Here is a 12,188-nt window from a genome sequence, read left to right as displayed (position 1 = left end):
TCATCCACAGTGTAGGTAAAGCTGTCGGTTGCTGTCTCTCCAACCGCGAGGCTGTCAAACGCGCCGCTGGGGTCATAGCCAAACGTGCCATCGCCGTTGTCGGTGACCGTTCCCAGCGTAGCACTCGTGTCGATGCTGAATGTGTGGGTGTCGGTGGCATCCACGTCCGAGTAATCAGCCGAAACGGTGACGGCCGGGCCGTCTTCGTCAACGGTCGCAGACACGGCCATGGCTACAGGGCCGTCGTTTTGTCCTTCGATCACGATATCATAGGTGACAGTTGTGATATTGCCTTCGTCATCCGATATCACCAGCGTCACGGTTTCGGTTGTGCTCTCGCCCGCGCCGAGACTGTCGTAGGCGGTCCCGGGATCGAAGGACAGGCTTGCACCGCCGCCGACCCCGATTTGGCTGGTCTGGCTGGCTCCACTGTCCTGCGCCGTCAATGTCCCGCCGCCGGTAACACTTGCCGATACCAGTTCCACCGATGTCCCATCCAGATCGTAGTAGTCCACCTGGAACTGCAGCGCGTCACCCTCTGACGTGCTCAAACCATCATCGCGCAGGATCACCAGAGGCGCGTTGTCGCCCGCCAGATCAAATGTGAAATCGTCGAATTGCAGCACTTCAAAACTGTGCAGAAAATCGCAGCCGTCCTCGCCCTGGACATAGGTCCAGGGTCCACGGCCAAAACCTGAAACCTGATAGTCCAGCACAGAACCGGAAAAAACCGCAGTGTCCCGTCCCTTGCCACCAAACATGACATCGTTGCCGCCGCCGCCCTCTACGGTGTCGTCACCTCGTCCGGTATAGATACGGTCACGGTACTCGGAGCCGGTGACCTCATCGTTTCCCCGGCGCGTCCAGATGAATTGTCCACGGGATGCGTCCGACGCATCTACTTCCATATCAGTATTTCTCAGATAACCACGACCGCGATATCCCATGGTGATACTCCGTTATTGTCATTGGACAGCTTTCGGGCCCCATCCCCTAGCCTTCCTGCGACCTCTGATCCGAGACCAGAAACACGCAAAAACAAGCTAATTTTTAATAAGTTAAGGATGGGAGCGACAATCACCCGAACGGGTGATTTTTATGGGCGAAACAGAAAGTTATTCCATTGGAAACAGTAATGCGTTCAAAATAACCCAAATGAGTTGGGGGAGATAATGAGAACCACCAATCGGGTTATGAGCGGCTGGCAGCTTTTCTGTTTCAGCGTTCTCAGCGCACCATTGGCCATGGTCAGCTTCGCAATCGTGAGCTTTGCGCCAACCTTTTACGCAATAGACATGGGGGTGGGGCTGGCGGTTGTAGGGGCCGTGTTTATGTTTGGTCGCTTGTTTGACGTGTTCACGGACCCGCTGATTGGTGCGCTGAGCGATCGGACCTTCGGCGCACGCGGCCCCCGAGTACCGTGGATGCTGTTTTCTTTCCCCGGGGTTTTGCTGTTTGCCTGGTTACTGCTCTCGCCTCCGGACGGGGTTGGTCCGGTGTATCTGTTCTGTGTGATCTCCGGCTATTTGCTTTTTGTAACCGCTTTTGATGTGCCTTACTCCAGCATTGGTTTGGAGATTTCTCCCAATGTGCACGAGCGCTCGGTGCTGGCTGGCACCAAGGCTGTGTTTCAAATCCTGGGCGCCCTGGCCGCGTCACTGGCGCCCGTGATCATTGGGGCGCAGATGGGTCTGTCGCTGCGCACATTGGCGCTGGCCTTTCTCATAACGATGCCCGTCGCGATGGCGTTTTTTCTGATCTGGGCGCCGCGACAGCAAAGCCGGGAGGCCCGGACCCGTTTAAGCCTGTGGACTGCGTGGCGTAACTGCTTGCAGGAGCGCGCGTTTCGCAGGCTGATGATTGCGTTCTTTGCCGTGCAGGCAGCCAACGCGATGACGGTCGGCCTATTGGTGCTGTTTGTCAGCCATGTTCTGAATGCACCTGCGGTGGTGGGTCAGATGTTCTTGCTGCTGCTGGTGGGCACGGCAGTCTTTGTGCCGCTGTGGATCTGGCTTTCCAGCATGATCGGCAAGCGCCGAACTTGGACAGTCGCGATCACGATCTGCGCCGGTGTCTTGTCGGGCTGCTACATGGTTGGCGCCGGCGACATCCTATTGATGCAGGTGATCTGTATCGGCCTGGGGGCCTGCATGACCTGTGACGCGGTGATGCCAACGTCGATGCTTGCAGATATCGTCGCTCGGGATGAAGCCGACAGCGGCCACCCAAGAGCTGCCAGCTATTTGGCCCTGAAAAACGCGGCTTCCAAGATGGCCTTTGTTGCGCCAATGGGGATCGCTTTTCCCATCCTGGGTTTGGCCGGTTTCGACAAATCCGGCGTAAATGGCCCGGAGACCTTTGGCATCCTGCTATTCTTCTTTGCCGGGCTTCCCGCTGTGCTGCGACTGGCGGTTGCAGGATATCTCTGGCGCCGGGTAGGTGATGTGACGGTCACAACCACCCCAGCATGAGCCAGGCCCTTGCTCCACCGACCGCGGTCGAAATACGGGCAGAAGAAGCCCGTATGTTGCGAGAGCGGGCCAGAGGTTCCGCCCGCTTCGCCTTTACTCTGATTGCCTTGATCGCCGTCAGCCTCGCCTCCGTGCGTCTCTACCGCGAGGCGGTCCTATGGGCGGGCCTTGCTTCGATCATGGTGGTGATCACGGTTCTCTACGCGCGCGCCTGGCCTCAGGCAGAGGAGACCCCGGAACAGGTTGATCGGTACCTGATGGGCCACATCGCGATCTCAGCCTTTACCGGCCTGGTTTGGGGCATTTGCGCGATCCAGCTGGCCAGTCCGACATCTGAACTCCAGACTTTTATGGCGGGGCTGTTTCTGACATCAATCACCGCCGGTGGGGTCATGGCAGGAACCGTGTACCGGCCTGGCTACCTCGCCATTGCCATATGCTCACTCCTGCCGTTCGGTCTGTTTCTCTTGATCACAACAGATGGCGTGATCCGTATCTATGGCGGGTTCATCCTGTTCTATTTCAGCTTCTGTTTCGCCACCAATTTAACGGCCAGTCAAAAGACAAGGGATGCGCTCGCAGCCCAATTGGTCAGTCGGCAGGCTGAAAAGGCTTTGGAGCAATTTGCCGAAGCCGCCAGGCACCAACACGCGGCCAAACGTTCCCTGAAGGCAATTCAGCACGACATGACCCAGCCTCTATTGGCCCTGCGCAACTTCCTGGCCGAGATGGATCGCCAGGCCACTTCGCCGGAACAGGCGGTCTTGGTGCGCCAAATCCGCTTTGCATTGATCAGTCAGGAGGCGCTGGTCGAGGAGCTTTCGAATGTGGAGCAACCCGCATCAAGACCGACGCATACCGAAATCGACGTGGCAGATCTGCTGTCTCGGCTGGACGAGGAGTATCGCCCGCAATTTGCCGCAATAGGCTGTGATTTCGTAGTAAAAAATGATCTGGGGATCATCGAGAGTGACCGCCCCAAGCTGGAGCGTATCCTGCGAAATTTCCTGAGCAACGCAGTAAAATACGGGGCCTCCGGCGGGTATGTGCAGCTGTCGGTTTTCGTGACCGGCGACGAGAGCTGGTGGCAGGTCACGGATCGGGGCAGAGGCATGACACAGGACCAGATTCAGGCGGTGCGCCAACGCGAAAACCTGCCCGCAACCCGCAATGGCCAGGGGTTGGGCCTGGGCATCGTACGGGAACTTGCCCAAGAGCTGGGCGGCACATTTGAGATCAAGTCCAGCACAACCACAGGCACGCAGGTGTCGCTGCGACTGTCACACCGGCCTGTCGAGGTCGCGCGCGATCAGGCCTTTGTCCTGGTTATTGGACAGGATACCCTTCCGAACATGGGCGCATGGGCGGATCTGGTCTCGTCCTGGTACTGGAAATTTGCCCATGCGGACACCTGCCAAGGAGCGGCAGACGCGATCACGCTGCTGGGACAAGTCCCCGATCTGATTGTATTGGATCCCGTCGCCGGACAATCGTTTTCCGAAAGCGAAATCAGTGACCTACAGCAATTCGCGCCGACGACCTATCTCCTGCGTGCCCCTGTCGGCGATGGGCAGGGTCAAGACAGGAACGGGATCGAATTGCCGGACCGGGAAGTCAACCTGCGGCGGGCGCTGGAAAGCCGCCTTCAGAACAGCGCCAATTCGCGCGCCCTTTGAACCGCTGCGGCGCGGTTGCCCACAGAGAGTTCCCTGAAGATTGTTTTGGCATGAGTTTTGACAGTGTTCTCGCTGATTGAAAGGGCGCGGGCGATGCTCTTGTTGGTGTAGCCTTCCGCCATCATCGACAATATGCGCTGCTGTTGCGGCCCGAGTTTCGGGCGGACGATCGTGTCCATTCCATCAGATTGGAACATCGTACGACGGGCGCCATTCTCAATAGATTTGGCCGGTAGCGGCCCCTCATCGACGGCAGCAAGGATGGCGTCCAGCAAAACCTGCTCTTCACACGATTTGTGGACAAAGCGAAACGCTCCGACCATCTGGGCATTGGTCCGTGTTTTCGCATCTTCCGACGCCGACAGAACGATCACCTGAACGCCAATATTGCGCGCGCGCAACGCGCCGATCAGCGCGATCCCGTTGAACGGCTTCATCGCCAGATCAGTGATGACCACATCCCAGGTTCGACCGCTGTCTATCTCTGCCAAAAAATCGGTGGCCGTCGTGAAACTCGTCACGTCCAGGTCCAAAGCGCTGCTCTCGAACACGTAAGAGAGCCCCTGCAGGAAAATCGCATGATCATCAATTATGGCGAGGCGGATCGAAGCAGTTTCCACTCATTATCCCCCTTTCAGTCATCTGTTTTTGGACCAATTTCTATTGAAAATCTTATTTGATGCAGAGAGCAATTCCATTGTTACGGAGTGCCGCATTTTTCTTCAGCAAGTGACCTTTTTAGAAGTTGAAGGACAACTCTCACCCTCGATCAGCGTTTTGCCCCACAATGAACGGCTGCCTTATTTGCAAAAAACAACCCCAATCGTGGCGCATGTGCAGCCTGGTCAGCCAGGCTCCCCTGTCCCTGCCTGCATCGGGCCGGAACCCGCCCCGGCCCGCTCATCCCTCAGTTTCACCAAGCCCCCAATCTCGACCATCTCGTAGCTGCCACCGATCCGCCACTGGACCCCCGGCCCCGGCTTCCCTATATAAACAGTCAGGAAACGAACCGAGGCCCGAATGACCAACGCATCCGAACCGCTGGAAGGCACACCGCTGATCGCCCCCTCCTCTGTCAGCCACGAGCTGTACGAGCCTGTGGTGGACGCTTGCCGGTCCGTCTATGACCCCGAGATCCCGGTCAATATCTACGAGCTGGGCCTGATCTACACGATCGACATCTCTGCCGAGAATGACGTGAAGATCATCATGACCCTGACCGCCCCCGGCTGTCCCGTGGCTGGCGAGATGCCGGGCTGGATCGTGGATGCCGTCTCGCCGGTGCCCGGCGTCAAGAGCGTCGATGTCGAACTCACCTGGGAGCCGCCCTGGGGCATGGACATGATGTCCGATGAGGCCCGCCTCGAACTGGGCTTCATGTGAGCCCACGCAGGAAGGATCTGGCCTGATCCTGCGGTCGCCCATCGTTGCGTCCGCACCGACCATCCGCAACGCGGCAGCGCTTCTGGCCTGCCGCGTTTGTCATATCCGCCGCGAGGCTGCACTCCCTGCCGCCATTGCCGACCGCCCAGACGCCCGAGCCGACGCCCGACCCGACGCCCCGTGGCCGTCCCGTGGCGCGATCATAACGCAGGATAAATGCGCCTCCCCCTGCCCGCCCCCTTGCCCCGAGGGCGCATCCCCCCGTAATATCGGCCTTATTATTGGCGGCACCTCAGCCGCAGCCGCCCGATCCTCCGCGACAGCTGCCCCGGCAGCGCGCAACACCACCCGCGGGCGCGCGCACCCAATTTGGAGTTCCATATTTTGCCCCGCATCTTCGCCTGCCCGACGTCGCTGATCGCACTTGCCCTTGCCACACCGCTCCTGACCGGCCCTGCCCTGACCGGCCCCGCCCTCGCCGACACCGCGCCCGAGGCGATGAGCCTCAGCTACGGGCCGCGCCCCGCGTATCTGGTCGCAGCCCTGCCCGAAGGCCCGCTGAAAACGAAGCTGCAATCCTGCGCCGCACAGCCCCCGCAAGCCACCGAGTTCTCCATCGCGCACCGCGGCGCGCCACTGATGTTTCCCGAACACACGGTTGAGGGCAACCGCGCCGCCGCCTCCATGGGCGCCGGGATCCTGGAATGCGACGTGACCTTTACCAAAGACCTGGAACTGGTCTGCCGCCATTCGCAGAACGATCTGCACACCACCACCGATATCCTCACCAGCCCCCTCGCCGAGCGCTGCACCCAGCCCTTTACCCCGGCCAGTGCCGACACCCCCGCCACCGCCGAATGCCGCACCAGCGATCTGACGCTGGAAGAGCTGATGACCCTGCAGCCAAAGATGGACAGCAGCGACGCCACCGCCACCAGCGCCAAGGCCTTTCAGGGCGGTCTGGCCCCCTGGCGCAGCAATCTGCATCAGCGCGAGGCAACGCTGCTCAGCCATGCCGACAGTATCGCCCTGTTCCGCGATCTGGGCGCCCGTTTCACGCCCGAACTAAAGGCGCCCGCCGTCGCCATGCCCTTCAACGGGATGACACAGGACGCCTATGCGCAGAAACTGATCGACGCCTATGTCGCCGCCGGCATCCCTGCGGCGGATGTCTGGGTGCAGAGCTTTGACCTCAGCGATATCAAATACTGGCTCACCCATGCGCCGGAGTTCGGCCGTCAAGCGGTCTATCTCGACGACCGCTTTGCCCGCCATGACGCCGATGAGGGGCAGATTGATCCGATGGATCCCGCAACCTTCCGCCCCTCGATGCAGGAGCTGAAGCAGATGGGCCTCAATTACATCGCCCCACCGATCTGGATGCTGCTGACGCTTGATGGCGACCGGATCGTGCCCTCCGCCTATGCACGGGCCGCGCAGGAGGCCGATCTGAACATCATCACCTGGACGCTGGAACGCTCCGGTCCGCTGACCAGCGGCGGCGGATGGTATTTCCAGTCGATCTCGGATGCGGTGACCTCGGATGCGGCCGTCTACCAGGTCCTTGATGTGCTGGCCCAGGATGTGGGGGTTGTCGGCGTATTCTCCGACTGGCCCGCAACAGTCACCTATTATGCCAATTGCATGGGGCTTTGACCCCTCCCCCCTTGAGCCTGCGCCATCGCCCCCCTAAATTGGAGGTAACGCGCGATAGTGGAGACAGAGATGTTCGGCATTCCCGGCAAACAAGCGGTGACCATCACCGACAAGGCAGCGGCCCAGATCGCCAAGCTGATGGACAAGGGCGGCCATTCCGGCCTGCGCATCGGCGTGAAAAAGGGCGGCTGCGCCGGCATGGAATATACGATGGAATATGTCGACACCCCCGATCCCAACGATGAGGTGGTCGAACAGGATGGCGCCCGTGTGCTGATTGCACCGATGGCGCAGATGTTCCTGTTCGGCACCGAAATCGACTATGAGGTCTCGCTGCTGGAGGCCGGGTTCAAGTTCAACAACCCCAATGTCTCCGAGGCCTGCGGCTGCGGGGAATCAATCAGCTTCAAGGATATGCCCGCAGGCTGACCTGCCAGCCCCGATGGACTGGGGCAGATGCAGATCACAACCCAGACGTGCAGCCTGAAAAAATAGACGACCCATTGCCGTTTTTCGCAGCCTTGGCGCGCAACTTCGGTATTGTTCAACATGTGCAGGCCACAGGCTCCATGCGAACAGGCGAATTGTTCCCCAATCCGAACAATGCTAGGACAGGCCAAGCAGCAAGCTGTCCCCCATCAGGGGCATGAAGGCAGCACCGATTTTGAGGGAGATACGCAGATGCGTCGCAAGATGGTCGCAGGCAACTGGAAAATGAACGGCACCGCAAGTGCGCTGACCGAGCTGGGCAATCTGGCCTATAGCTGCAAGTCGGCCAAGGCCGAAGTGGTGATTTGCCCCCCGGCAACGCTGCTCTATCGGGCAGCCAATGTCTGCGTCGACAGCAAGGTCGACATCGGCGCCCAGGATTGCCATAGCGCGACCTACGGTGCCCATACCGGCGACCTCAGCGCCGAAATGCTGCATGACGCCGGGGCGAGCGCGGTGATTCTCGGCCATTCCGAACGGCGCGCCAATCACGGCGAGACCGATGACATGGTCCGCGCCAAGGCCAGAACCGCCATTGCAGCGGGACTCACCGCCATCATCTGCGTCGGCGAAACGCAGGACCAGCGCGAGGCCGGCAAGACGCTGGAGGTGGTTCGCGCCCAGCTGGCAGGCTCGCTGCCGGACGACACCAGCGGCACGAATGTGGTGGTCGCCTATGAACCGGTATGGGCTATTGGCACCGGCAAAGTGCCCACGGTCGAACAGATCGCAGAGGTGCACAACGACCTGCGCGCAAGCCTCGTCAAACGCTTCGGCGGTGAAACCGCCAATGCCATCCGCCTGCTCTACGGCGGCTCGGTAAAATCCAGCAATGCCAAGGAGATCTTCGCGGTGGCCCATGTCGACGGCGCGCTGGTCGGCGGCGCCAGCCTGAAGGCTGCGGATTTCGCCCCCATTGTCGCGGCTCTCGACGCCAGCGACTGAACGCGCCTGACGGCGCGGCCTCCGGCGGGAGTATTTGGGGAAAGATGACATCGCCCCGTGCCCGTTTTTCACCTTTCGCAAAATACTCTGGGGTGAATGCGCGCCAGCGCAGAGGGGCAAAGCCCCTGACATAACGCCAGACAGAAAAAGGCCCGGGAACTGCTCCCGGGCCTTTTCATATGCGGGGGGATGCGCCGCAGCGCTACTTCGTTATGATCTCCGGCCCCATCACCGCATTGGGCAGCACCGTCGATATCCACGGGATATAGGTGATCATGATCAGGAACACGAAGAGCACCGCCAGGAACGGCAATGCCGCCCGCACCACCGCCATCATCGGCATCCCCGCAACCCCGGAGGTCACAAAGAGGTTCAGACCAACCGGCGGGGTGATCATGCCGATCTCCATGTTGACCACCATGATGATGCCCAGATGAATGGGGTCGATCCCCAGTTCAATCGCAATCGGGAACACCAGCGGCGCCACAATCACCAACAGCCCCGACGGCTCCATGAACTGACCACCGATCAGCAGGATCACATTGACCACGATCAGGAACATCACCGGACCAAAGCCGGCCGACAGCATCGCGGTGGCAATCTGCTGCGGCACCTGCTCATCGGTCAGCACATGTTTGAGGATCAGCGCATTGGCAATCACAAACAACAGCGTCACCGTCAGCTTGCCTGCCTCAAACAGGGCATGGCGCGTATCGGCGTGAAAGAAGGACGGGATGAAATAGACCACGGTCTGCCCCAGCATCTTGGGCAGCATGGTCACAAACTGCCCCAGATCCTTCGGTTTTGGCGCCGATTTCAGCGGCCCCATGTCGCGGTAGACAAAGGTCGCGACAAAGAAGGCATAGACCGACGCCACAGCCGCTGCCTCTGTCGGGGTGAAAATCCCGCCATAGATGCCGCCCAGAATGATCCCGATCAGCAGCAGACCAACCGAGGCATTGGCCGCCGAGGCTGCAACTTCCCCCCAGCCCAGCCATTCGCCCTTGGGCAGGTTCTTCACCTTGGCCATCACATAGATGGTCACCATCAGCATGAACCCGGCCATCAGGCCCGGAATGACGCCCGCCAGGAACATCCGCCCCACCGAGACCTCAACCGCCGCCGCATAGACCACCATCACAATCGACGGCGGGATCAGGATGCCCAGCGTGCCCGCGTTACAGATCACACCGGCCGCGAACTCCTTGCTGTAGCCGACCTGACGCATCCCGGCGATCACGATGGATCCGATGGCCACCACGGTGGCCGGTGACGACCCGGACAGGGCTGCAAACAGCATACAGGCAAAGACGCCGGCAATCGCCAGACCACCCGGCAGATGACCGACACAGGCGATCGAGAACCGGATGATCCGCCGCGCCACGCCGCCGGTGGTCATGAAGCTTGACGCGAGGATGAAGAAGGGGATCGCCAGCAGCGTGAAATGCCCCTCGAAGGCTTCAAAAAGCGTGCCCGCAACCGACGCCAACGAGCTGTCGGAATAGATCAGCAGGAACAGCGTCGAGCTGAGGCCAAGCGCCACCGCGATCGGAACCCCGATCAGCAACAGGCCGATGACCATGGAAAACAATAGGACGACATCCATCAGTCGTGCTCCCCCCGCTGCGCCTGAACCTCGGCAATTTCATCTTCGACCTCATGGCTGGCCACCAGACGATCGACATCGCCGCGCAGGATCTGCACCGCCGCCTGACCAAAGCGCAGCAACATCAGCAGCATCGACAGCGGCAGCACCACATAGGGCACCACTTTGGGCAGTTTCTCGTAAGAGTCGCCGTAGTTGATCAGCTCTTCGAGAAATCCGAACACCGCCACCATCGGCACATCCTGCACCTCGTAGAAGCTCTGGCTGCGCGCTGACATGTCAAAACCGGTGGGAAACCAGCGCCCGGAGGTGGGCGGCAGATCGGCAAACACCGCCCAGTAGTCATAGGCCCCCTTCAGCAGCAGCAGCGAAAACACCAGGCAGCAGCCGACCGAGATCAGCCCGATCACCCGGCGCGCCGGCGCCGACACCATGTTGAGGATCGCATCAACCCCCAGATGGGCATGGACCTTCACCGCATAGGATGCGCCCAAGAGCACCAGCCAGGCAAACAGGAACACCGTCAGCTCCAGCGCCCAGAGAATATTGGAATTGAACACAAATCGCGCCACCACATTGGCAAATGTGATCAGGGTCATCAGCCCCAGCAGCAGCGCAATCAGCGTCTCTTCGAGTGTATTGATAAGCCCGGTCGGGCCAGGTTTTGCCCCCGCCATATCGCTCTCCCTCGATGTTTGGATAATGGGATACCGGCGCGGATGGCGCACCGTGCAAATTGGGGCGGCGCGTCAGTCGCGCCAGCCCCGGATCTTCAGCCTGTGGCCTTTACATGCCTGCGTTGATCGACTGTGCCGCGTCGATCATGTCCTGACCAACGTCGCCTGCGAATTTCTCCCAGACCGGCTTCATCGCCTCGACCCAGGCCGCGCGCTGCTCGGGCGTCAGCTCACGCACCACGCCACCGGCATCAATGATCGCCTGACGCGCTTCGGCGTTCACCTTGGTGGATTCCGAGTTCCGCGTTGCCGTGACCTCGCCAAGGATGGTCAGGAACTGCTCACGGACAGCAGGCTCCAGGCTGTCGAGCCAGTCAACAGAAGTCACCACCAGATAGTCCAGCGCGCCGTGGTTGGTCTCGGTCACACCGTCCTGCACCTCAAAGAACTTCTTGCCGTAGATGTTGGACCAGGTGTTCTCCTGCCCGTCCACAACACCCTGCTGCAGCGCGCCGTAAACTTCGGAGAAGGCCATTTTCTGCGGGCTGCCACCGATCGCTTCCATCTGCGCCACCAGCACGTCCGAAGACTGCACGCGGAATTTCAGCCCATTGGCATCCGACGGCGCGATCAGCGGCTTGTTGGCCGACATCTGCTTCATGCCATTGTGCCAATAGGCCAGCCCCTGCAGACCGCGGCGCTGCATCGAATCCAGCATCGCCTGACCATTGTCAGAGGCCTGGAAAGCATCAACCGCGTCGATGTTCTTGAACATGAACGGCAGGTCGAACAGGCGGAACTGCTTGGTGAATTTCTCGAATTTCGACAGGCTTGGCGCGGCCAGCTGCACGTCGCCCTGCAGCATCGCTTCCAGCACCTTGTTGTCATTGTAAAGCGTGGAGTTCGGATAGACCTCCAGACACATGGTGCCGTTCATCTCTTCGTTGATGCGCTTTTCCAGCAGCGAGGCGGCAATCCCCTTGGGGTGCTTGTCGGTATTGGTCACATGGCTGAACTTGACGACGATTTCACCTTCCTCACAGGCCGCCATGGCGGCACCGGCACTCATGGTCAGCGCCACGGCGGTGGCAGCAGCAGTTACAAATTTCATGTCTTTCCTCCCAGAATATCTCCTTGGCCTTTGCAACAGCAAAGACCCCGACGGCAGCATCACGGCGCTGGCCTCTCCGCTCAAGCCTTTGTTACAGCGTCACGAGACTGGAAATTTATGAAATTATAACAAACGCTTACCGAACCAACCTCAGGTCACCTCTCAGCGACACCA

Annotated in this window: 11 protein-coding genes; 6 read left to right on the top strand and 5 right to left on the bottom strand. The window is 60.1% G+C overall.

Going from position 1 to position 12,188, the window contains the following annotated elements; genetic code table 11:
- The coding region (locus tag VWZ85_RS02770) for an Ig-like domain-containing protein (RefSeq protein WP_416587021.1) at window positions 1-908 on the bottom strand (908 nt) is incomplete at its 3' end.
- 264 nt (window positions 909-1,172) lie between these two features.
- On the opposite strand from VWZ85_RS02770, the gene VWZ85_RS02765 reads away from it, so the two are divergent.
- Both VWZ85_RS02765 and VWZ85_RS02760 read left to right on the top strand, forming a co-directional pair.
- Window positions 1,173-2,471 (top strand): MFS transporter, encoded by a 1,299-nt coding sequence (locus VWZ85_RS02765; RefSeq protein WP_416587019.1) that lies wholly within the window; start codon window positions 1,173-1,175, stop codon window positions 2,469-2,471.
- Window positions 2,468-4,147 carry a sensor histidine kinase gene (locus tag VWZ85_RS02760; RefSeq protein WP_416587017.1) on the top strand — a complete coding sequence of 560 codons (1,680 nt, stop codon included), beginning with the start codon at window positions 2,468-2,470 and terminating at the stop codon, window positions 4,145-4,147. The genes VWZ85_RS02765 and VWZ85_RS02760 overlap by 4 nt, the downstream gene beginning before the upstream one ends.
- On the opposite strand, the gene VWZ85_RS02755 is transcribed toward VWZ85_RS02760, so the two are convergent.
- Window positions 4,117-4,767 carry a response regulator transcription factor gene (locus VWZ85_RS02755; protein ID WP_340545950.1) on the bottom strand — a complete coding sequence of 217 codons (651 nt, stop codon included), beginning with the start codon at window positions 4,765-4,767 and terminating at the stop codon, window positions 4,117-4,119. The two genes, VWZ85_RS02760 and VWZ85_RS02755, sit on opposite strands and share 31 nt — an antisense overlap.
- A gap of 400 nt (window positions 4,768-5,167) precedes the next feature.
- Here VWZ85_RS02755 and VWZ85_RS02750 point away from each other — a divergent pair, with 400 nt between their 5' ends.
- From VWZ85_RS02750 to tpiA, 4 genes are all read left to right on the top strand, one after another.
- Window positions 5,168-5,530 (top strand): SUF system Fe-S cluster assembly protein, encoded by a 363-nt coding sequence (locus VWZ85_RS02750; RefSeq protein WP_340545951.1) that lies wholly within the window; start codon window positions 5,168-5,170, stop codon window positions 5,528-5,530.
- Between the two features lie 384 nt (window positions 5,531-5,914).
- Window positions 5,915-7,186: a glycerophosphodiester phosphodiesterase family protein gene (locus VWZ85_RS02745; protein ID WP_416595419.1), complete on the top strand. Its 1,272-nt coding sequence runs from the start codon at window positions 5,915-5,917 to the stop codon at window positions 7,184-7,186.
- Between the two features lie 69 nt (window positions 7,187-7,255).
- The gene (locus tag VWZ85_RS02740) at window positions 7,256-7,615 is read left to right on the top strand and encodes a HesB/IscA family protein (RefSeq protein ID WP_340545952.1); all 360 of its coding nucleotides are present in this window, start codon (window positions 7,256-7,258) and stop codon (window positions 7,613-7,615) included.
- Window positions 7,616-7,867: 252 nt separating this feature from the next.
- Window positions 7,868-8,620, top strand: coding sequence for a triose-phosphate isomerase (tpiA, locus tag VWZ85_RS02735; RefSeq protein ID WP_416538993.1), 753 nt, complete (start codon window positions 7,868-7,870; stop codon window positions 8,618-8,620).
- 202 nt (window positions 8,621-8,822) lie between these two features.
- Here tpiA and VWZ85_RS02730 read toward each other — a convergent pair whose 3' ends face one another.
- The 3 genes from VWZ85_RS02730 to VWZ85_RS02720 all read right to left on the bottom strand — a co-directional run bounded on the left by VWZ85_RS02730 (window position 8,823) and on the right by VWZ85_RS02720 (window position 12,014).
- A complete protein-coding gene (locus VWZ85_RS02730) occupies window positions 8,823-10,226 on the bottom strand; it encodes a TRAP transporter large permease (protein ID WP_416538994.1) in 1,404 nt (467 codons plus the stop codon).
- Complete coding sequence (locus VWZ85_RS02725; protein WP_340545955.1) at window positions 10,226-10,903, bottom strand: TRAP transporter small permease; 678 nt, start codon at window positions 10,901-10,903, stop codon at window positions 10,226-10,228. Before VWZ85_RS02725 ends, VWZ85_RS02730 begins: the two co-directional genes overlap by 1 nt.
- A gap of 109 nt (window positions 10,904-11,012) precedes the next feature.
- Complete coding sequence (locus tag VWZ85_RS02720) at window positions 11,013-12,014, bottom strand: DctP family TRAP transporter solute-binding subunit (RefSeq protein WP_340545956.1); 1,002 nt, start codon at window positions 12,012-12,014, stop codon at window positions 11,013-11,015.
- Window positions 12,015-12,188: the final 174 nt, after the last annotated feature.

Source organism: Phaeobacter sp. JH20_29, assembly GCF_048056175.1.
Taxonomy (GTDB): Bacteria; Pseudomonadota; Alphaproteobacteria; order Rhodobacterales; family Rhodobacteraceae; genus Phaeobacter; species Phaeobacter bryozoorum.
This window is presented reverse-complemented; position numbering and strand designations above follow the sequence as displayed.

Bases quoted from the DNA above. Each gene is read 5' to 3' on its own strand.
- VWZ85_RS02765 (WP_416587019.1), top strand. From the start codon at position 1,173: ATGAGAACCACCAATCGGGTTATGAGCGGCTGGCAGCTTTTCTGTTTC.
- VWZ85_RS02760 (WP_416587017.1), top strand. From the start codon at position 2,468: ATGAGCCAGGCCCTTGCTCCACCGACCGCGGTCGAAATACGGGCAGAA.
- VWZ85_RS02750 (WP_340545951.1), top strand. From the start codon at position 5,168: ATGACCAACGCATCCGAACCGCTGGAAGGCACACCGCTGATCGCCCCC.
- VWZ85_RS02740 (WP_340545952.1), top strand. From the start codon at position 7,256: ATGTTCGGCATTCCCGGCAAACAAGCGGTGACCATCACCGACAAGGCA.
- tpiA (WP_416538993.1), top strand. From the start codon at position 7,868: ATGCGTCGCAAGATGGTCGCAGGCAACTGGAAAATGAACGGCACCGCA.
- VWZ85_RS02730 (WP_416538994.1), bottom strand. From the start codon at position 10,226: ATGGATGTCGTCCTATTGTTTTCCATGGTCATCGGCCTGTTGCTGATC.
- VWZ85_RS02725 (WP_340545955.1), bottom strand. From the start codon at position 10,903: ATGGCGGGGGCAAAACCTGGCCCGACCGGGCTTATCAATACACTCGAA.
- VWZ85_RS02720 (WP_340545956.1), bottom strand. From the start codon at position 12,014: ATGAAATTTGTAACTGCTGCTGCCACCGCCGTGGCGCTGACCATGAGT.